The sequence below is a fragment of the Psychrobacter sp. Cmf 22.2 genome (assembly GCF_001921745.1).
GTDB lineage: Bacteria > Pseudomonadota > Gammaproteobacteria > Pseudomonadales > Moraxellaceae > Psychrobacter.
In genome coordinates this window covers 310763-331276 of sequence record NZ_MRYA01000001.1, presented here as the reverse complement: position 1 = coordinate 331276, position 20514 = coordinate 310763, and the positions used below count along the sequence as shown (strand labels likewise).

18 protein-coding genes and 1 tRNA gene are annotated in these 20514 nt (G+C 43.0%); 2 read left to right on the top strand and 17 right to left on the bottom strand.

Annotated elements, in window-relative coordinates:
- Positions 1 to 254: 254 nt before the first annotated feature.
- From betA to BTV98_RS01390, 6 genes are all read right to left on the bottom strand, one after another.
- Positions 255 to 1955 (bottom strand): choline dehydrogenase, encoded by a 1701-nt coding sequence (gene betA, locus BTV98_RS01415; protein WP_075102976.1) that lies wholly within the window; start codon positions 1953 to 1955, stop codon positions 255 to 257.
- A gap of 117 nt (positions 1956 to 2072) precedes the next feature.
- Complete coding sequence (gene betB, locus BTV98_RS01410; RefSeq protein ID WP_058369260.1) at positions 2073 to 3587, bottom strand: betaine-aldehyde dehydrogenase; 1515 nt, start codon at positions 3585 to 3587, stop codon at positions 2073 to 2075.
- 135 nt (positions 3588 to 3722) lie between these two features.
- Complete coding sequence (locus BTV98_RS01405) at positions 3723 to 4304, bottom strand: TetR/AcrR family transcriptional regulator (RefSeq protein ID WP_058369259.1); 582 nt, start codon at positions 4302 to 4304, stop codon at positions 3723 to 3725.
- A 31-nt stretch (positions 4305 to 4335) separates the two neighbouring features.
- The gene (locus BTV98_RS01400) at positions 4336 to 4680 is read right to left on the bottom strand and encodes a multidrug efflux SMR transporter (protein ID WP_058369258.1); all 345 of its coding nucleotides are present in this window, start codon (positions 4678 to 4680) and stop codon (positions 4336 to 4338) included.
- 343 nt (positions 4681 to 5023) lie between these two features.
- Positions 5024 to 6223 carry a globin domain-containing protein gene (locus tag BTV98_RS01395; RefSeq protein WP_058369257.1) on the bottom strand — a complete coding sequence of 400 codons (1200 nt, stop codon included), beginning with the start codon at positions 6221 to 6223 and terminating at the stop codon, positions 5024 to 5026.
- Positions 6224 to 6524: 301 nt separating this feature from the next.
- Complete coding sequence (locus tag BTV98_RS01390) at positions 6525 to 6959, bottom strand: MgtC/SapB family protein (RefSeq protein WP_058369256.1); 435 nt, start codon at positions 6957 to 6959, stop codon at positions 6525 to 6527.
- A 452-nt stretch (positions 6960 to 7411) separates the two neighbouring features.
- Between BTV98_RS01390 and BTV98_RS01385 the strand changes: the two genes are divergently transcribed.
- Together BTV98_RS01385 and BTV98_RS01380 are read left to right on the top strand one after the other, a co-directional pair.
- Positions 7412 to 7615, top strand: coding sequence for a CsbD family protein (locus BTV98_RS01385; RefSeq protein ID WP_058369297.1), 204 nt, complete (start codon positions 7412 to 7414; stop codon positions 7613 to 7615).
- Between the two features lie 236 nt (positions 7616 to 7851).
- A complete protein-coding gene (locus BTV98_RS01380; RefSeq protein WP_058369186.1) occupies positions 7852 to 8334 on the top strand; it encodes a CinA family protein in 483 nt (160 codons plus the stop codon).
- 3 nt (positions 8335 to 8337) lie between these two features.
- Here the strand turns inward: BTV98_RS01380 and BTV98_RS01375 are convergent, their stop codons facing one another.
- From BTV98_RS01375 to BTV98_RS13495, 11 genes are all read right to left on the bottom strand, one after another.
- Positions 8338 to 9018 (bottom strand): DUF421 domain-containing protein, encoded by a 681-nt coding sequence (locus tag BTV98_RS01375; protein ID WP_058369185.1) that lies wholly within the window; start codon positions 9016 to 9018, stop codon positions 8338 to 8340.
- Between the two features lie 348 nt (positions 9019 to 9366).
- A complete protein-coding gene (locus BTV98_RS01370) occupies positions 9367 to 10386 on the bottom strand; it encodes a spore coat protein U domain-containing protein (RefSeq protein WP_058369184.1) in 1020 nt (339 codons plus the stop codon).
- Positions 10386 to 12938, bottom strand: coding sequence for a fimbria/pilus outer membrane usher protein (locus BTV98_RS01365; RefSeq protein ID WP_083606053.1), 2553 nt, complete (start codon positions 12936 to 12938; stop codon positions 10386 to 10388). The genes BTV98_RS01370 and BTV98_RS01365 overlap by 1 nt, the downstream gene beginning before the upstream one ends.
- Positions 12889 to 13575 carry a molecular chaperone gene (locus tag BTV98_RS01360; RefSeq protein WP_082638043.1) on the bottom strand — a complete coding sequence of 229 codons (687 nt, stop codon included), beginning with the start codon at positions 13573 to 13575 and terminating at the stop codon, positions 12889 to 12891. Before BTV98_RS01360 ends, BTV98_RS01365 begins: the two co-directional genes overlap by 50 nt.
- A gap of 79 nt (positions 13576 to 13654) precedes the next feature.
- Positions 13655 to 14179, bottom strand: coding sequence for a spore coat protein U domain-containing protein (locus BTV98_RS01355; protein WP_058369182.1), 525 nt, complete (start codon positions 14177 to 14179; stop codon positions 13655 to 13657).
- Between the two features lie 706 nt (positions 14180 to 14885).
- Positions 14886 to 14962, bottom strand: a tRNA-Val gene (locus tag BTV98_RS01350).
- 177 nt (positions 14963 to 15139) lie between these two features.
- Positions 15140 to 17401: a DUF3488 and transglutaminase-like domain-containing protein gene (locus BTV98_RS01345; protein WP_058369325.1), complete on the bottom strand. Its 2262-nt coding sequence runs from the start codon at positions 17399 to 17401 to the stop codon at positions 15140 to 15142.
- Complete coding sequence (locus tag BTV98_RS01340; RefSeq protein WP_058369326.1) at positions 17398 to 18453, bottom strand: DUF58 domain-containing protein; 1056 nt, start codon at positions 18451 to 18453, stop codon at positions 17398 to 17400. Before BTV98_RS01340 ends, BTV98_RS01345 begins: the two co-directional genes overlap by 4 nt.
- 49 nt (positions 18454 to 18502) lie before the next feature.
- A complete protein-coding gene (locus BTV98_RS01335) occupies positions 18503 to 19543 on the bottom strand; it encodes a MoxR family ATPase (protein ID WP_082638049.1) in 1041 nt (346 codons plus the stop codon).
- A gap of 170 nt (positions 19544 to 19713) precedes the next feature.
- Positions 19714 to 20274: a cytochrome c family protein gene (locus tag BTV98_RS01330; RefSeq protein WP_082638050.1), complete on the bottom strand. Its 561-nt coding sequence runs from the start codon at positions 20272 to 20274 to the stop codon at positions 19714 to 19716.
- 19 nt (positions 20275 to 20293) lie between these two features.
- Positions 20294 to 20512: a hypothetical protein gene (locus BTV98_RS13495; RefSeq protein ID WP_143505592.1), complete on the bottom strand. Its 219-nt coding sequence runs from the start codon at positions 20510 to 20512 to the stop codon at positions 20294 to 20296.
- Positions 20513 to 20514 lie beyond the last annotated feature (2 nt).

Here is a 20514-nt window from a genome sequence, read left to right as displayed (position 1 = left end):
ATGTATCCATAAATGCATGACGCACAAAGCAGTACCAATCAATAAAAATTTGCTAAGCAATCCGCAGACCCCTTAGCAAGACCTTTAAAAAACAATTAAAACGATAGAACGCAAATCATGATAACGCGGCTCATCTTGCTTGATACCAATGCTGGCGAAAGTACCAGCAAATCTGCGCTGATAAAAAAGACCTTTACTGTGAAAGGCCTTCTTGTTGAAATTATCTAATATTATTCAATAGCTTATACTGGCGTTTAAACCACAGAACCATAAGCGCGCATCGGCTCGGCTCTGAGCGGTGCGCCATTGGCGACATAATAATCCGCCACCGAGCGTGGTAATTGCTTGCCGCGCATCTTATCGACGATTTTTTCAGCCAGCATAATCGTGGTCGCGTTCAGATTACCACTAATTATATTTGGCATGATAGACGCATCAACGACTCGCAAGCCACTAATACCGTGCACTAGCCCTTCTCCATTGACCACCGAATCATTACCTTCGCCCATCGCACAAGTACACGACGGATGATAAGCCGTCTCACTGTGGTTACGTACATATTCATCCAACTGCGCATCGGTCACCAGGTCATCGGTCGGCGCAATAGCACGTCCACGATAAGGGTCAAGCGCTGGCTGATGCATAATCTCACGAGTAATACGCATCGCCGCGCGGAACTCTTGCCAGTCTTGCTCGTGCGACATATAGTTAAATAAGATACTTGGATGCGCGCTTGGGTCTTTTGATGTCAGCTTGACACGGCCACGACTTGGTGAGCGTAGTGAGCCGACGTGCGCTTGGAAGCTATGAGAATTTACCGCACTGCGACCATCGTAACGCACCGCTAACGGTAAGAAATGATACTGGATATTAGGATGCGTAAATTTCTCATCGGTGCGGATAAAGCCGCCGCCTTCGAATTGATTGGACGCACCAAGACCAGTACCCATAAACAACCACTCGGCACCAATCGCAGGTTTATTCCACCATTTATTGGCAGGCGCAATCGACACCGGCAGTTTGCATTCATACTGCATATACAGCTCTAAATGGTCTTGTAGATTATTACCGACACCCGGCAACTCTAAAACCTCGTTAATCCCCAAATCTTTGAGCCACTGACCAGGGCCGATGCCGGAGCGCTGCAATAATTGCGGTGAGGCAATCGCCCCTGATGAAACGATCACTTCACGGGCAGCATAGAATTTTTTGGTTTGGCCTTGATGCTCGACTTTGACGCCGACCGCGCGCTTACCATCGAATAAAATCACATCGGTCAAGGCACCGGTCAAAATGGTGATATTGCTGCGCGGTTTAGCACGGTCGAGATACCCGCGAGCCGTTGATGCGCGGCGACCATTGGGTGTGACGAAGCGATCCATTGGTCCAAAGCCTTCTTGCTGATAACCGTTTAGGTCATCAGTGCTTGGATAGCCTGCTTGCACGCCCGCTTCAATCATCGCTTCAAACAGCGGATTGACCCCAGGTTTTGAGGTGGTCATCTCTACCGGACCGCCAACGCCATGATAGTCATTTTCGCCTGCGTCGCAGTTTTCTGACTTTTTAAAGTACGGCAAGCAGTCCAGATACGTCCAGTCCTCTAAGCCTTTAATCTTTGCCCAGTCATCAAAATCGAGCGCATTACCACGGATATAGCACATGCCATTGATGAGTGATGAGCCGCCCAGCCCTTTACCGCGACCGCAGTCCATCACGCGATTATTCATATTCGGCTCGGGATCGGTTTTGTATCCCCAGTTATAAGTGGTGCCTTGTAACGGCATCGCTAGCGCCGCTGGCATCTGGGTGCGAAAATCTAGGCGATGATCAGGTCGACCAGCTTCTAACAGCAACACCTTAATGTTGGCATCTTCGGTCAAGCGCGTGGCCAGCACGTTTCCTGCTGAACCGGCACCGACGATGATGTAGTCATACTCAGGTGTGGTTGATGTCATAAAACGCTCCATAATATTAAAAAATCCATCATTTCATATCAGTAAGATTGAATCAAAAGGCCAAATTATCCCAAATGAATCAATCTTACTGATTAAGAATCTTCTCAATACAAATTATTAAAATACCGACTCAAACTTACCCAGCTCTACTTGGATAGATTTGGTCTGCGTATAGTGCTCAAGGGCTTCGACGCCGTTTTCGCGGCCGATACCTGAGTGCTTATAACCGCCAACTGGCATTTGCGCAGGCGACTCACCCCAGGTATTTAACCAGCAGATACCCGCCTCTATCTGACCGATGACGCGGTGCGCGCGGGTTAGATCTTTGGTTACCACCCCTGCCGCCAAGCCATACTCGGTATCATTGGCACGGCGAATGACTTCTTCTTCGCTCTCATAAGTCAATATCGACATTACTGGGCCAAAGATTTCCTCACGTACGATGGTCATATCATCGCTGCAATCGGTAAACACCGTTGGCGCGACATACGCACCATCGGCCAGCTCGTCTGTCGTCACTCGCTCACCGCCTGCCAATAAACGCGCGCCGCCCGCTTTGCCTTGCTCGATATAGCCCAGCACCCGCTCCATATGCGGGAAGCTCACTAGCGGCCCCATATTAATATCTTCGTCCATCGGATCGCCGAGTTTGATACGTTTGACCCGCGTCAAAATCGCTTCTTCAAACTTGGCTTGTAGCGCTTTTGGGATAAATACACGCGTGCCATTGGTACAGACCTGACCGGTGCTATAGAAGTTCGCCATCATGGCGATATCCGCTGCCATATCGATATCGGCATCCTCAAAGATAATCAATGGCGACTTACCGCCCAGCTCTAAGGTCACGTCTTTTAGCGACGATGATGCCGCGCTTGCCATGACTTTTTTACCAGTCGGCACCCCGCCAGTAAACGATACTTTGGCGATGTCAGGATGCTGGGTCAGTGCTTCACCTACTTGATAATCGCCCTGTACGACGTTAAACACGCCATCTGGCATGCCAGCCTCAGTAAATATTTCTGCTAATTTTAAGGCGGTTAACGGCGTGACTTCTGATGGTTTAAAAATCATCGCGTTACCCGCAGCCAATGCTGGTGCAGCTTTCCACATGGCGATTTGAATCGGATAATTCCACGCGCCAATTCCGGCGACGACGCCAAGCGGCTCACGGCGCGTATAAACAAAGCTACTATCACGTAGTGGAATCTGACGACCCTCAATCATTGGTGCAAGCCCTGCATAATACTCAACGACATCAGCACCGGTTACGATATCGACATACTTGGTCTCAGAGTAAGCTTTGCCGGTGTCTTTGGTTTCAAGCAATGCCAATACATCATTACGCTCGCGCAATATCGCAACTGCCTTTGACAAAATACGGCCACGCTCAACTGCGGTCATTGCCGCCCATACTTTTTGCCCTTGTTGCGCCGCTTTTACCGCTTCATCGATTTGCTCAGCGGTCGTTTGCTGAATGGTCGCCAGAACCTCACCCGTCGCTGGATTGATATCGTCAAAAGTCGTTAAAGAATCATCGACCGCCAGATAGCGACCGTTAATATAAGCGGTCTGCGTTTGTGTGAAATCAATAATGTCTTGTAAATTATTTACGTTTGTCTGAGTAGTTGTCATAAGTTTTCCTTAAGGCGACTAAAGCTTTATAAAAAGCGTTCAGTCAATCATGCCGTCATGGGTTAAAGGTTAAATTTTCTGCGTGCGTGTTATGGATCAAAGCTGTTTATCAAAGTTATTTGTCAAAATCAGTTATCAAGGCTGTTTATCAAAGTCTTGCTGCGTCATATTTAACAAGCGCTCACGTATTGAGGCTTTGTCCGAGATGTCGATACCCGAAAAGTCCGAGAGCCAAATACCATCGGCAACCAGACGCACCATACATAGCGTTTCGGTGTTGTCAGTATCCGCGTGTTTTTTTAGCTGCTCATTTGACCACTCAGCCCAGCGTTCGCGTAGCATCCGATCCCCCAGCATCAACACATACAAGGTCGCTTGGCTATTAAACTCGGCCTGTCCTTTTTCGCCCAAACTGATGGTGGCATCGATATAAGCGCGGGTAAACGAGCCGTAGCTGACCGGATCCTTTGCCATGGCGGCATTGACTTCCGCCTCAAACTTGGCCATCGCGTCATAAAACACCTCTAAGATAAGCGCGTCCTTGGTAGCAAAATGATGCATCACCCCGCCTTTGGTCACGCCGACGGCATCTGCCACTGCTTGAAAGGTCACTTTAGACAAGCCCTGCTCTAGCGTGATACGCGCTGCTTGATCGAGCAGTGCTCGCCGTACCAGCTCTGGCTGTTTTTTACGTTTATGGGCGTTTTGTGTTTCCATTTTTATGTCCATGTTCATTTTCACCTACCTGTCAGTGCACCACAGAATTAGACAGTAAGTTCATCACCATCACGCCGCCGACGATCATCGCGATACCGACCACGGCAGCTGCATCGAGACTTTGCTTAAAAAAGAAAACCCCGACCAGCGAGGTCAGTACGATACCCAGACCGCCCCACAGCGCATAAGCGATGCCAAGTGGTATGGTCTTGATAGTCTGGGTCAATAAATAAAACGAGATGGCATAAAGCACGCCCATAATTAAGGTCGGCACCAAACGCGTAAACTGCTCTGACTTGACCAAAAACGTCGTGCCAACCACTTCACAAATGATAGCAATCGCGAGATAACCGTAAGCAATAGTGGTAGGACTCATAATTAAATTACCTATTTTAAATCAAGCATACTCTCTCGATTGAGCGTAAAAGGGCCAACAATCAATTATGTAAATTTACCAAAGAAACCATACAGACGGTATTTTATACAAATACTCTAGTAATGTGAAGGGTAAGTTTCTGTTTTTATTATTTGTTTACGAGGTAACTACATGAGTGCAAAACTACTAAGGAGAAGTACGCTACTTTATTTTTGTTAAAGTTAAATACAAAAAACAGAGCGACACTTAAACGTGAATGGCCTTAATGCCACCCAATAAAACGTTTAAATGTCGCTCTATTATTTTTATTTAGTAAGGACTTAAATATGTTTTAATTATTAAACTAAGACAGCTCTAAGCTCATCTTAGGACCGAATGGCTCATAATGGACATTATCTACCCCATGATTAAGCTTCATCAGTCCATCAATCATACTTTCCATAAACGGCATTGACCCGCATACATAAATATCAGCAGGCTCTGGCAGCGTCGCAAGATAACGTTCATCGAGTATTTGACCAGCGTCAAAGTAGAAAATATTTTTTTCAACGTTTGCTGCTGACTCTAAAAGCTTATTAATCTCAGTATCAAAGGCATGATGCTCTTCATTTTGGCACGCATATACCCAAATGATAGGTCTGTCTGAGTTCGCTGTTACTTGCGCCTCTAACATCGATAAGATCGGCGTGACACCAACGCCAGCACTCATCAAAACTAATGGGATATCGTTTTGCTGCACCAGATCTTGGTTGAGCGCAAAGTCGCCAGCTGGGGCAGATAATAAAATAGTATCGCCAACCTCTACTTCATCATGTAAATGGTTGGAAACCAAACCATAATGCTCATTGCGATTATCACGTCTTACCGCAAACTGGATACCTTTATCAGTATTAGCAGAATACAAAGAATAATGACGCAGGGCGATATGATCACTGTCTTTTGGATCCGTTTTTACCGTAATATATTGACCGGCAGTCAGGTTGAGCTTACTTAGGTCAATATTTTGGCTGTTTTCTGAATTATTATTGACTGGAATGACAGTAAAGGCGGCGATATCGGTGGCTGCTGCCACCTTTTCAACGACCTTAAAGGGCGCAAAACCTTCCCACATTTCTTGCTCATACATATCTTCTTCTAGTTGAATAAAGACGCCAGCAATCTCATCATAAGCTTCAGTCCAAGCGTCGATGATGTCGTCATTAGCCGCCTCTCCTAGCACTTCTTTTATCGCGCCAAGTAGATGCTTACCCACGATAGGATAGTGCTCTGGCAAGATCTGTAAGGCGCGGTGCTTGTGACTGATTTGGGTTACTTGTGGCAACAAAACAGCCAAATTTTCAAGGTGTTTGGCAGCGGCCAAAACCGTGGTCGCAAGGGCAGTCTGCTGGCGACCTAGCTTTTGATTGGTCTCGTTAAAGATGTCTAAGAGCTCTGGGTGCTCCTTAAACATGTTTCGATAAAACACGGTGGTAATCGCAGTGCCATGCTCTTCAAGCACAGGCACGGTTGCTTTTACAATCTCTATCGTTTTTGGTGACGCCATGATATTTTCCTTAGTGTTTCATTACATTGATAAGTTGAGGTACTGACATTGACAACAGTGGCTAAACTTTTGACGCTTAATTGAGCCTTGTTAGAACAAATACTCAAAGTAACGTTAGTCCACTTCTTAAAAGTTCATTTTAAATGAATCTTATAGTATTTTTATGACAATATCAATCTGTATCGCTGTTATGATTGCTTTTACTTTTGCTACAGCTCATGTTTATAGGCAAAAAAATTCCCAGTCGTTAAACTAAACTGGGAATCTTTTTATTTAACAAGTCTCTTTGTCATTGACAGTTTTATCGCTCATGTTTTGGTTTAAAGGGTTTTGAGAATTGTAGGATCAAAAATCCGACTACGGACAGTATAATGGCAATCTCATAACGGCCATAGGCAACAGAGATGCCGATAGCTGCCGTATTCCATAGTCCAGCAGCGGTTGCCGTGCCTTTTGCACCATCTTCATTTTTGAAGATAGCCCCACCACCAATAAAGCCCATTCCAGTAATAATGCCATACATGATTCTAGCTTCCGCATCAGATCCTTGATAGATATCCATGCCCACTAGCATAAAAGCACATGATGCAATGGTCACCAAAGGAAAAGTTCTTAGCCCAGCACCATTGTCTTCAAGCTCACGATTCAGTGCGATTGGGAGCGACAGTATAAAAGCGATGCCTAATTGGAAGGCATGATACGTTAAGATTCTCAAACTAATATCGAATTCAAACATAGATGTGACTTAAAAGCTGTTTTAGAATTAATTGACATTGAGCATGGCAGTAAATATTTCACCCTACAAGCTAACCATAAATTTTTAGCTATTAATTAGTCTAAGCTGAAATCATAGCCTGTATCAAGCTTTTGATTATTAGAAACTCCCTACTATATTACGCAAGTTCTTGTTATATATATAATACTGAGAGTCTAACACCATGTTTAAATGATTGAAATATTAGAGTAATGTAATTAATAACTTGATATAAGTATAAACATACTTTGTACAGACGGCATAATATTGAATATTCTATATTATTTATATCAGTCAAAATTAACACAAAGACTGATGTATGAAAATTACATGATAATAAACAAGAAAGGAATACGACAATGGACAATCAAACCACCCATGAACAAAGTATGGATAATCAATACAAGAATCAGCAAAAAATGGATGAGCACAATATGGATAATCGAACCCTAAAAGGCGAATGGAACCAACTCAAAAATTCAGTAAAACAAAAATGGGCAGACTTAACAGATGATGATCTCACCCATATCGAAGGTGACCGTGATAGATTAGTTGGTCGTGTCCAAGAGCGTTATGGTCATTCACGAGCGGATGCTGAACGTGACGTAGATGAATGGCGCCGTGAAAATCAATACTAAAAACAACTTTTCGGTAGGCGTATAACTCTGTATTATCGTCTATCGTTAAAGTAAAAAAAGGACTGCATTGATATATGATGCAGTCTTTTTTACTTTGTGCGTTGAATATTAATGCCATTACCAGTGCTATGCGACGATAAAATGGAAGACGTATTGTTACGCAATCCAATCACGACATAGATTGATTTTCAAATGGAATAGTACTGTAATATTCGGGATTGGTTCTGATTGTACTAATGGAGGGTGTTGTGTCTGATAGCTGTGCAAAAGTGTTAGCGGATAAACAACTGACTATTGTCTTTATTGAAAGCGCGACCGCTGGATATTTATCGCATCGGTTCTCTGTGTGTCCGTATTCAGGCGATGTGTTAATGGGTGGACTGGTATGCTATGACGTCTCAATAAAAAAGAATGTATTGAATATATCCAGCCAGTTAATTGATGATTGTACTCCTGAATCATCAGAAGTCACGCAAGAGCTCGTCAATAAATCTAAAACGATGTTTGATGCAGACTTACATGTCGCTTGTACCGGACTGCTAAAAAAAGGAGGCTCTGAAACCGAAGAAAAGCCTGTTGGTACCTTTTTTTATTGTATTGGCTATAAGGATGAAGTATATGATTTTCGCAGCTTATGTGATGGGCCACCTGAGCAAAAACTACGCAGCATAAATAGCCTTATTTGTAAGAGCATTATTGATATTGTAAACAATCACTAATGACTAGTTCACGATTTTGTTATTAAGCGCTTTCGCCCAACCTTTTGAATGATAGCAACGGTTGCATACTTCATTTAGCGCTGAGATATGTTGCACATAGCCACAATGCATACAGGCATAAGGATGTCCATCTTCTATCACTTTCGCTACCTGAAACTCTTTAGGAAAAATAGGCAGTCCATACTGCGTTTCATCGTGTGGAAATAACAATACACTAAATTCACCATCTGTTTCGAGCAAGCCTACCTCTACTTGTCCTAGGTGACGCACGCCTTGTTGACGCATTTCAGTAAAAAATTCATCGTGCGACATTTTACCTTTTTCAACATCTTCAAGTATCAACAAACCATTTTCTACGATATAGGTAGGCTTACCTTCTAATAAAAGCTCAAAGAGCTTGTGCTTTGTAGTAAACCAAGTACAAAGTCTATAGAGAAGTAGGACGAGGCTCATGATGAGCGCTGCTTGAATAAGTGGCAAATCTTCAGTAAACATTGGGTCACCAGCGATAGAACCCAGTGCCAAAATCATAGTTAACTCAAAAATAGTGAGTTGACGAATACCGCGTTTGCCAGTACTTCGTAACAACAAAACAATCAAGCTAAACATGATTATAGTACGTATGGTTATTTCTACTGCAAAAGACCATGTTGTGTCATAAATAAAAATACTTATCCAGTCCATTTTGCTCTCCCTTTGTTTTTTAAACATTCATTTATTCAAATACGAGATAACTGCTTCTTAGATATGCTAGCGTAAGTTTGTTGTTAACTAAGTTTAAGTACTGTCAACCTTTAAAAAATTTTCACTACAGCTCGTATTCTACAGATACAAAAAAACCAGTGGTTAAACTGGAGATTTTTTATAACAAGCTGAATTTGGTTAACTCGTATTTAATCATATAGCATTTCTAAAGGTGTCTTAGAAAGTTTGATTCTACAACCAGTACTTTGTCTTTTAACAATCTACTATTAATATTAATAAACATATTTATTTAGGGTTTAACAATATACATTAGACTGTAAGTAGTGTTTAATAATTCACATTAATAGTAACTATGTCAGAATAGCTATCAGGCTTTACATCAGTATTTGGTACAGTTACGTATACAGTATGTGATTGCGCGGCGCCATTACCTTGACCTATGACACCATTGGTTAAGGTAGCATAGGTGTTACCATTGTTGCCCCATACTGCACCACCTCCATTTGATTGGAGTTGATAACGTACCACATCAACGTTGTCTCTGGTTCCTCTCAAGACTCCAACACCATTATTATTTACTACACCGTTGTACATAGAAGGAGCTAAACCAATGTTGTAGGATGTTTCATTGGTGCAGGTGACATTGATAAGATTAGACGCCGATCCTAAGATAGGTGTAGTGGTCGCAGTAACTCTACCAAGATCTAAAGCTCCCGTTGTAGTAACGGCACAGTGCGCATTAACAGAAGCCTTACTATTATACGGGAACTCATAGGTTGAAGCTGAGCTGTCTACGGCAATACAATTGGCTGGGGCACTTCTTCCCTCTGTTGAATTGACTGTCATAAACACTTGGTTCTGAAGCGTATAATTACCTGGAATAAGCTGGGGTTGTCCAGCAACAGTCTGAGCATATACCGTAATACTACCAGTCATAGTCGTGCTGTTACTTCCCGTCAACACCAGTTGGAGCGGTTCATCATCTGTAATTGGCTGTGTGAAGTTTGGATCGGAGAATAAATTGAAAGCTAATAATGAGTTACTTGGTCCGAGTAGTTCATAGTAGGGATGGTTGGAGTTTAAAGGTCCAAAAGTGTAGCAGATTCGTGCAGTTGAATCATGTCCCTCACTTCCTTTGCATTCATAATTAAGGGTTGCCGAAGTCGTAGCTGGGCTGGATAAAGGATCAACCACCCCAAAATTTAAACTGTTGATATTGTTCGCACTACCTGATCGGGTACAGCTAATGGGTCCAGAACCAATATCAGCGAATGTGGTTGCAGGTTTAGTTAAGAAAAAAATAACTAATACTATAAGTAATATGTAATACCGTTGAAGTCGTAACATTATTGTACCTTATGACAGACAAGAGGACCGATAAGCGGAATCTCGTCACTTTGCTTGGCGTAATGAAATTTCACTGTACAGATACCATCAGAAGGCGTAGTAACTTCCAGTATATTGTCCTCCCCTAAAGTGTCTAGATATACTTCTCCATCAAAACCTATCACTGACGTTGGCGCATCCTCATTAGATAGAATTTTTACTTGACTACCAAGCGCAATCGGTTGATACGCGCTGTCTGTTAAAATAATAGTTGCGGAGCGGACCGGTGCAATATCAAAGACTACCATGACTCCTGTGCGATCCATTGGCGCTGCTTCAATATTCACTTTATTGATACGCGTATCAGCAGGCAACTGCATAGGGTCAATACCAATTTTATTGTTTTGATAGGCATTAAGTGACGTTACTAGTAATAGTCCATGTTTGTTGGTAGTACCGACGGGGTTATTTTGTAACAGGACAGGCACGTTAGCGATATCCCCTGTAGATACTACAGCAAAACCATTATCAATTTGGCGAGCAGGGAATATACCACCGCCCATCATCACTAACGATCCTATACCACTGGCATAAGTAGCATACTGACTATCAATACTGCTGATTCCACCTTGTACCCGTCCGTATCGCCCAAGATAACTTAGCTCAGCCAACGCACTAACACTATTATAATTTTCTATATTTTTATCTAAAAGTGTAGCAGAGTTGGTAGCTGCGCTACGCCTTACCTGCGCGCGCCAGTCAATACCACCTGATCTTTTGACTGATTTTGAAATATCAGCAATCACGACATTATGCTCGTCTGTGTGTTGCATACTACTGCTTATCGACATATTGCGATCCAGAGATAAAGAGGCCCCAATGGAAATATTACTATTAGCAGAATGATTGAGATCATGATTGTAATTCATGTTTAGGCTCAAGCCTTTACCAAAGGCTTTAGACCAATAGGCACTAACGAATTTTGTAGACTCCATCTCAGCCTGGGTAGTCTGATTGTAACTTAGCCCAAAACTTCCTAGGGACGGTGAGCTATAGCCAGTTGAGATTTGCTCACTACGTCTTACAGGCGCAGCGCCATACTGTGAGCCTACATCACGGTACACTCCATGAGTACCCAATGCATTAAAACCCATACTAAATCTATTGTTATTCCAAGAATAATTGGTACTATATTGTATACCGTCCTCTCCCTGACTGTCGCTACCAGCTATCGAAGCAAACAAAATACCACCTGCGCGACCTAGTAGCCAAGTCCCACCAATACCTGCATTGCTAAGGCCATGAACCACCTCGGCATGGGCTTCTGCGGTAAAATTATTGCTTACTCCATAACGCAATGTACCACTGGCAGCAATAGTGTCACCATAATCAAAAGACTCAATCCCATAACTTTCACGAACTGCTCCAAGTTCTAGTGACCAGTCAAGTAATTCTGGTTGTAGCAAACGATGAGTATCATATAAAGAATAATTAAGAGTCGTGCTCTGACCTAGTGCATCTGTCACCACTAGTTGAGCAGTACCGGCTCCACTAATGCTGGGCGCAGTTTTTAGCTCAAAAGGACCTGCGGGTACTTGGCCGCTATAGTGTTCAAGACCATTGACATACAACTCTACCTCTGAAGGTAAGGTAGCTGACCCAAAAAATGACGGCAAAGGTGTGGTTGATCGATAGGGTTGTAGATCAAAATTGGTACCAATCTGCAGACCTCCCAAACGTGTAGAACGCGTCCAAGACAGTGCACCTGTGAGAATATCACCTGCACGAACTGTCAGTAACTTGTCAGGGAACGACTGACTCCAGCTCGTATCTAACCTTACCGTTTGACCTTTCCATTCACCGTCAAGACTGACACTATCAGCAGAACGATTGCCAGTAGTTAAAGCAGTAGAACTAACTACACCGTGAGCGTTAAACGCGCGCAATTCAGTATAAGCGCTTAGATTTTTGGCATTGTGATGGTTTTGAGTGGCATGAATATTATAGTTCAATAGAAGACCAGGTGATACGGTTGGTATCGGACGCTTGTTAGTCCGCGTATTACGTATAGTAGTATCTAAATTGAGCATATTAAGAGGTGCGATAAGCTCAAGCGATTGCTGACGCATGTCATAATCAATCTTGAGGTCAGGCAAACTCTTGAGTGGAATAGTATCGTTAACATCTTGTGGTAAGATAAAGCCCATTTGTTGTAGGACAGCAGTAGTTGCCCAAAGGCGGTCGTCATGGTAGACAAAGTGAATCAGACCCTTACTTGCGCCATTTAGCGTAACGTCCAAATACAGATCCAATCCAGAATTATCGTTAGGGTTATAGCGCTTCGTATCAGGCTGTACCAGTTTATTATCGTTACTATGTAAATCGTTGGTATTGGAAACTAAGGTATTCATAGGGGGTTTAGATGAAAAAGCAGTGTCTTTAACGACACTGCTAGCAGAGATACCTTCAGTTAGAACCGCAGCGTGGATAGTAGAAACTGCAATACTTTGTAAAAAAAGGATTTTAGCGAGCAGTATTATCCAATGTGACGTCGGGTGTCGTCTTTGTACCATTCAGTATAACCTTGAATGTACCCCCTGATATTAGAGCAGAGGATGATATTTTCAGTGTCCAATACATAGTTGCACCGGGTAACACATACCCTAGCAAACCTTGATGGAGATCTAGGCTATTGCCAGCTGTGTCAACAAAACTCAGACCAGACAGTTTTGCATGCCCATTACCAAGATTACTAACACGTATTTTGACCTGCTCGTTATTCGGCTGCGGATGCATACTCCACTGCAACTGCGGACTCGTCTTGTTGACCCCTAAGGGCTGCACAAACACTGGTAGTGAGTAGCTTAAAGCGAACTGTAGGCCACTCGTTTGTTCTGGTAATTTGACTGGTATCTCATTAATCAAAATCCGATAAGAACCCTCTACAGCATCTGTACCTTGTGGCGGTGCTTTGGCACGGATAATACGCACCAACTGCTGCTCACCTGGTTTTAGCTCTGTCATAGGTGGACTCGCTAATAACTCTCGCGAAGGAATGAGTTGATCACCTGTATCGTCTTGCATCCATCGATGTATCCGCACTTGTGCGTTTATCACATGATTACTAGAGTTACTTAGTGTCAAACCACTAGCATTCTCTCGAGCTTGTAAGCTTAAAGAGATAGGAGAGACTTGAAGACCAGCTGCCATTGCCATACCAGAATAAAGTATAGCTCCTACAAACAGAGTTGGGCGTACTATACGACATAACCGAAGAGCTAACATAGTATTAATAAGCTACTGATACGTTAATAGTGTCACTGTAAACACCAGGTTTCACGTCAGCGTCATCAGTCACTGTTAGATATATAGTGTTAGTAATACCAGTCTTATATTCAGTTGCCGCAGTAGTAGTAAGTGTATTACCAGTACCTCCCCAGGCAGCGCCTTCAGCTGAGCCAGAAGTCAACTTATAAGCAATTAGTTCTCCTGCAAGTTCTGAATTTCCTAAATTACCAGTACCATTGACGCTTTTAGTTGATGATGGTATTAAGCTAATAGTAGCAGAGTTACCTTTGGAGCAATTTACAGTTAAATCAGTAGATTGTGTTACTGCTGCAGTCGCTTGGCCTGCTTGAGTATTATTAAGTTTAACAGCTAGAGGTGCTGCACTTATAGTACATATAGACTCAACCTCCATATTAACGTCAAAGCTACTGGTTGCAGGGCTGGAAGCAGCATTCGCACTAGTAACAGCAGCTACGCTACCGAATAGAAATAAGGTCGCGGTTTTAGCAAATTTCTTAAATTGCATGGTAAATCTCCAGATATCATAAATTTCGTGGTATAAAAATAATATATAAAAGCAAATAATTGTTTATTTATTTCATTTGCAATCGTAATTTACTCATTACCTTACTGTAACCTTATAGTACAATTAATATACTTTAAAAGTACGAATAACATATATTTAGTTTAATAAATATACAAAAAAGCATTATATCTTGCTATTTGTGTCTATATTGTAACGTAATCTGTGTACACTTGCATACTAAAATTTTCAGTTATTATTCGTCTTTTGTTTATAGTAGATTATTAGCATGATTAATATCATAAATGATGACCAGAAAACAATTTGAATATATTTTTGATAATAATACCCCTCATATACCCTTTATCTTTTATATATAACTAAACCGATGCACCTGAAATTTGAATTCGCTGAGAAAACTGCAAAGATAAATTTGTAGGTTAATTGCTTGTTTAGGTTTTTGCCATGAGTAAGAAAATAAAATGTTGTAAAAAGGAGTTTTTAATGGGATTTGCAGGTAGCGATATTAATGTAAGGAGTGCTGTTGTATAACTAAGGTATGCAGTACAAAGTATTATTTAACTTTTTAGATGTCTTAAAGATAAGTAAATTTTCATTATCATAGAGTGTCACGAAAGAACTTTCCGCCACAGCCCATATTTTACAGACAAAAAAAGCCCCAATCATAAAGATTGGGGCTTTTCGAATCTGGTAGGCGTAACTAGATTCGAACTAGCGACCTCTACCATGTCAAGGTAGCGCTCTAACCAACTGAGCTATACGCCTATTTAGGTTGAGCATTTTAGCAAGTTTTTGAGACTTTGCAAGCATTTTTTATCCAAACTAGAAATTATTCTTTAAATAAGTACTATTTCATCATCAAAGTCTGTTTATGGTTCTTAGTCCTATATCTAAAACCATAGCAATTATGGGAAACTCCATTAGGAAGCACACTACTCATATTTATGACAATCTGCGCGTATTCTCTTTAAGATCTTTAAGTACTTGTTGATATTTAACATGACTTACATCAAGCGTACTCAGTTGCCCATAACGTAGTTGCCGATAGTCCTGTTTAATATCGTTGATATACTGTTGAGTTAGTTTGAGATTATCGGCGACAAGCCGACTATCAGTCTCTGTAAGGCCATTTGCTAACCGTTCAAGCCATACTAGTTGTCCTTCATGATCATGGCGAGCGAGTGCTTTATCCTTTTTACCTAATCGTTTAGATAACTTGATTAAAGGCAAGTCTACTGGATGCCAACGCTTCCGTCGTCGTTGCCATAGTATAAACGTCACTATAGATATGACTGCGATGGCACCAGCAGCTAACCAAACGATCTGTTGCATAACTGAGCTGATGTTGAACCACTTTAACAACGAGCCTGCTTGCTTGTCTTGGTCATAGCCGACGATGTCTTTTTGCCAGTAATAACTGGCTTGGTCAGAAAACCGTCTTAGCGTTTGAAGCATCTGATACTGTTGGTAGCTAATCTGCGCACCTGCTCCATCGCCAAACAACGACGCGCCTTGAGATTGAGATAGCGCGTTCATCCCTTGTTCAACACGATCTGGCGCGACAAACGAAGTTGGGTCAACACGTACCCACCCTTGACCCTCAAGCCATACTTCAGTCCACGCGTGAGCATCCATCTGTCGTACTTCCCACACATCACCGCCGCGACTTGGTTCACCGCCTTGATAGCCAGCCACGACTCGCGCTGGAATACCAGCCGCACGCATCATAAAAGCAAAGCTTGAAGAATAATGCTCACAAAACCCGGCTTTGGTATCAAATAAAAACTCATCAATGCGATTATTGTTTAGCCGTGGCGGCGATAATGTATAGCGAAACTCTGTTTGATTAATCCAGCGCTCAAGTGCTTGCATATAGCGCACAGGATCTGAGCCTGATTGCGCAAACAGCTGCTGAGCAAGTGCACGTGCTTGTGGGTTGCCATCTTTGGGTAGTGTCAAGTTGATATGACGAGAATCCTCATCAAGCACAGGGTCGATACGCATAGGCGCAAAACGTAGGACGTTATAACGTAGCTGCTGAGTCACCGGACTGTCTTTTAATAAAGTAAATTCCGATGTGACACTGACGTCTGTACGCTGAGTAAATGGATAATCAAGCCCAAATAGCCAGTTTTGCTGGGTTGGCTCTAAAAGTATCTCATACTTATCGGGTGCAAGCTGCACACTATTAGGAACAGTAGCAATCGCACGCTCAATCCATACAGGAATTCGTCGCGCTGGCTGCCACTGCTGCTGGATGCTACGATTAGGTTGCCATGTCACACCATCGAAATCGCTAAATACCAAGCCGCGCCAGTATAAATCGCTTTGCGGTGGACGTTTATCTGCAAATTCGACTCTAAAAGCCAGCGCAGTGGATTGACTCAAGCTGGCAAAATCCCCAGGTGACATACTGTCTGAGACACCAGTAGTTGCTTGTTGTCCTGATAATTGTACTGACCATAGTGGCGGCAAACGCGGAAAGAACAAAAACAGTACCACTAATAAAGGTAATGCGCCTACCCCAAGCACCCCAAGTGTACGCACGCGTCCATCACCTTGCGTGTTGCTATCGTCATTCAAAGCGATAAATGCCAGCAAAACTGCAATGGTACCTACGATAACTTCAAGGGTCGTAACAAGCCCTTGATCCATCAAAAACAGTGCTGCAAGTACAAATAGCGACAGGTTCAATACCACATAAGCATCGCGGCGCTTATATAGCTCCCAAAGCTTACTCACAAGACACAGCACCAAAAATGCTACGCCCATATCCAGACCAAAGCTTGTGTTATAGGTCAACCACAAGCCTACCAATCCTAATAAAAACCCAAGCATTTGCACGCTACGATATATACGTTTGAAGTGATAAGCTTGGCCAAACCTAGCTTTGACACGTGGTAACTGCGCCACAATACTGACTAGAGCAAAAACCATCAACCATAGTGGCAAATGAGCGGCATGTGGCAGCACAACCAGTATCTGAGTCAGTAGTACCCAATAATAAGCTGGTAGCGCCAGCAGTTTGTGGTACCACGTTTTGGTTGTTGAGCGCTGTATATCATTTACATCGTTAGATGTATGGTTACGTTGGCCTTGCGCCAATTGCTCAAAGCTTGACTGTCTTGCAGAGTCCGTAAGGACAGTCGAATAAGATAAAGTAGTATGAGAAGTGCTGCTCGAGATTGGGTTAGAGTCAGTCATGGTACTTTTGCCAACTGTAATAAGCAGGCCTGAGCAAACGACTCGCCTTGCCCAATAGCTGCTGTCTGCCCTGCATTGGGCAATTGCATCTGAAAAGGTACTCCCATCCTACCAAGGGTGATAGCACCATACGCTAATTGCGCAAGCTTTTGTTCATGATGCGAAGCTGGCATATCGGCATAATCCAATACCTGCTCCACACCGACTGGATCAGCAAAATGTTTGGTAAGCATTCCTTGTCCACGTGCCATGTGTGCCCACGAAACTCTTGCTAGTGATTCGCCTTCGATATAACTATCAAGACGCTCAAAATCATCTTGACCTTGAATATGCTGACTATACTCACCGCCCGTCGGTAATTCGTCCAAACTTGCAGTGATATATTGCGCCTGTTTATCAAATGCCAATGGCTTTGGATATACCCAAGCTGCCCGCGCAAAATACACGTACGACCATGCGCGCATGATTCCTAGTGGATATACAGTGCTGACTCTCAACCTTGGCAACTCAAGCTGACCGCGCTTATTAGTCATGATGGGCAAGCGAATGACTTGTGTACCGTGTAAACGTGATACCGGCACACTCACCTTTGCACTAATATAGGACTTGTTTATATTTCGGTCAGTACGTTTGTTGGCCTTCTTTTTTTCATCATTAAACTGCTCAAACACAAACGTCAATTGTCGTCTGGGTTGCTCGCTTTCGCTCCGTACTTGCAATGTCACCCAAACAGGTGAGCCCACTTCTGCTGTTGTCACCTCAATCAGATCGATTTGTAAGCCTGAGATATGGGCAAAGGTTATATGAAAGCTTATCAACCATACACTCACAAGATAAAAGCATAAACCCAGCACCAAGTTGTTACCATAATTGATACCAGCCACAAAAGTGATAATCAATAAAACGGCAAAAAGCACGCCTTCTCTACTAAAGAAAATATAAACGTTGCGCAAGTTGAGCTTAGCACTGTCACTTTTAGGAGCGCGCTTGGCAAACCAGCGTGCCAATGCTTGCGTCATTGGCTGAGTCAAGGTACGCGGTAACAAAGTCATAACTGCCTTATCATTGTGGTTATACTATAGCGTGCGCTCAAATCTTAGTTTACACAATCACTGGTACCTCATGCATAATTCGCTGAGCTATAGTCTGTGTCCCTTGCCCGCCAACGACATGCGACGGTACAAATCGTTGGCCTAACCTATGATCTGTAACAGCAGCAAAAACAGCTTGGATATCCTCTGGCGTTACTTCTTGATGTCCAGATACATATGCATGAGCCTGAGCAGCACGCTGTAGCGACAATACACCGCGAGGTGACAGTCCGTGGTACTCTTGGCTGACTCGAGTCTTTGCAACCAATCGTTGTAGATAATCCAATACGACATCTGCTACATATACCTGCTGAACACTTTGGCGTGCAAGTAATACAGCATCTGTCTCAAGCGCCGCATTTAAACTTGCTAGTATCTCGCGACGATCTTGTCCCCGTAGTAATTCCCGCTCGGCAGCTGGTGAAGGATAACCAAGCGACAGACACATCAAAAACCGATCTAACTGCGACTCAGGTAAGGGATATACGCCCGCTTGTTGCATTGGGTTTTGAGTAGCTATGACAAAGAAAGGTTGAGGCAAACGGTAAGTCTGTCCATCTTGGGTGACTTGATGCTCCTCCATCGCTTCTAGTAACGCACTTTGGGTCTTTGGGCTAGAACGGTTGATTTCATCAGCAAGCAATAGCTGTGTGAAGATTGCCCCTTTACGAAACTCAAAGCTCTGCGTGGTTTGGTTATAGATACTCATACCCAAAATATCTGCTGGCAGCATATCATTGGTAAACTGCACGCGATTGTATGACAAGCCCAGTAGCTGCGCCAGCCCTTGAGCCAACGTCGTTTTGCCCATGCCAGGCAAGTCTTGTAGGAGTAGATGCCCACCTGCCAGCACGCAGCTCAGTGCCAGCTTCACCACCTGCGGCTTATCAAGCACGATTTGATTTAGTTGTACAAGCAACTGTGCCACTTGACGCTGATTGGCTAGATAGTCATCGGTAACATCGTTTGAATCACTTAAACCAGAGTCTGACTCTAATGGAGGTACAACATTTTTGTGAGATGCGACATCGTAAGCATGGCTTTGGTGCATAATAAACTACCAACTTTATTAGTGCGTACTAAAATATTGTCACATAAACTCATCAAGAGTGGTAAGTAATATCCAATACGCTTTTTTAATAAGATAAAAAACACAAGCAAAAGCGATCTAATAACAATGAGAAAGTTAAAAAATAAACCAAGCTTGAGCAACTCTTTTTATCAGAAGCTGGCGGCAGGTTGGTTTTCTACGCCTTCTGCTATCTCAACTGGCTCATCATTCATTTTTGTATGCTCAGCCTTGATGGGTTCTCCATCGCTATTGACAGCAGGAGTGGCCATACGCAAAGTGGATAGGTAAGCGATAATATCAGCGCGTTCACTGGCGTCTGGCATCGGGTCTGACAACATTTTTGACTCTGGCATTGCTTTTTGAGCATCAGCAATATAAGGATCTAAAGTTTTAGCATCCCATACCCAGCCTGAGTTTGCTAATGCTGCCCCATAGTCATAGTCCTCCAGTTCAGCTGCTGGCGCCCCATATATGTTCATTAATTGTGGGCCTTTTTTATTACTTCCTGGACTTAGCTGATGGCATTGACCACAAGCTTCTTCATAAATGATAGCGCCATTATCAGCGTCTCCTGCGCTATACACGGGTAAGGTAACAGGGTCACGATAATCAGGCGGGGTACGCTCGCAAGCAGTGAGTACTGTAAGCATCATCAATACAGGCACTGCAATTAATATACCACTGAATGAAATATTGACGTTAATCGGCATATTTATATATTCTTTATATTTATGGGTTGAGACGGTTTATCAGCTTGTAGGGACGATAGCAGACGTACGATGGGGTTGCAGAGATGATAGTACGCTTATGAGCTGATATGCGTACTCTGACAAAACGCATTAGCAGTTGGCTACTGAGTAATAAGCAAAAGAGATTGAGATCAGCAGAACCCTCGGTAGGGCTCACCGTTTCTAGCTTAAGCTGACAACACATAATCTCAGAAAACACAT

Excerpts from the sequence above, each read along its gene's own strand:
- betA (WP_075102976.1), bottom strand. The coding sequence starts at position 1,955 with ATGACATCAACCACACCTGAGTATGACTACATCATCGTCGGTGCCGGT.
- betB (WP_058369260.1), bottom strand. The coding sequence starts at position 3,587 with ATGACAACTACTCAGACAAACGTAAATAATTTACAAGACATTATTGAT.
- BTV98_RS01405 (WP_058369259.1), bottom strand. The coding sequence starts at position 4,304 with ATGGAAACACAAAACGCCCATAAACGTAAAAAACAGCCAGAGCTGGTA.
- BTV98_RS01400 (WP_058369258.1), bottom strand. The coding sequence starts at position 4,680 with ATGAGTCCTACCACTATTGCTTACGGTTATCTCGCGATTGCTATCATT.
- BTV98_RS01395 (WP_058369257.1), bottom strand. The coding sequence starts at position 6,223 with ATGGCGTCACCAAAAACGATAGAGATTGTAAAAGCAACCGTGCCTGTG.
- BTV98_RS01390 (WP_058369256.1), bottom strand. The coding sequence starts at position 6,959 with ATGTTTGAATTCGATATTAGTTTGAGAATCTTAACGTATCATGCCTTC.
- BTV98_RS01385 (WP_058369297.1), top strand. The coding sequence starts at position 7,412 with ATGGATAATCGAACCCTAAAAGGCGAATGGAACCAACTCAAAAATTCA.
- BTV98_RS01380 (WP_058369186.1), top strand. The coding sequence starts at position 7,852 with ATGGAGGGTGTTGTGTCTGATAGCTGTGCAAAAGTGTTAGCGGATAAA.
- BTV98_RS01375 (WP_058369185.1), bottom strand. The coding sequence starts at position 9,018 with ATGGACTGGATAAGTATTTTTATTTATGACACAACATGGTCTTTTGCA.
- BTV98_RS01370 (WP_058369184.1), bottom strand. The coding sequence starts at position 10,386 with ATGTTACGACTTCAACGGTATTACATATTACTTATAGTATTAGTTATT.
- BTV98_RS01365 (WP_083606053.1), bottom strand. The coding sequence starts at position 12,938 with ATGGTACAAAGACGACACCCGACGTCACATTGGATAATACTGCTCGCT.
- BTV98_RS01360 (WP_082638043.1), bottom strand. The coding sequence starts at position 13,575 with ATGGCAGCTGGTCTTCAAGTCTCTCCTATCTCTTTAAGCTTACAAGCT.
- BTV98_RS01355 (WP_058369182.1), bottom strand. The coding sequence starts at position 14,179 with ATGCAATTTAAGAAATTTGCTAAAACCGCGACCTTATTTCTATTCGGT.
- BTV98_RS01345 (WP_058369325.1), bottom strand. The coding sequence starts at position 17,401 with ATGACTGACTCTAACCCAATCTCGAGCAGCACTTCTCATACTACTTTA.
- BTV98_RS01340 (WP_058369326.1), bottom strand. The coding sequence starts at position 18,453 with ATGACTTTGTTACCGCGTACCTTGACTCAGCCAATGACGCAAGCATTG.
- BTV98_RS01335 (WP_082638049.1), bottom strand. The coding sequence starts at position 19,543 with ATGCACCAAAGCCATGCTTACGATGTCGCATCTCACAAAAATGTTGTA.
- BTV98_RS01330 (WP_082638050.1), bottom strand. The coding sequence starts at position 20,274 with ATGCCGATTAACGTCAATATTTCATTCAGTGGTATATTAATTGCAGTG.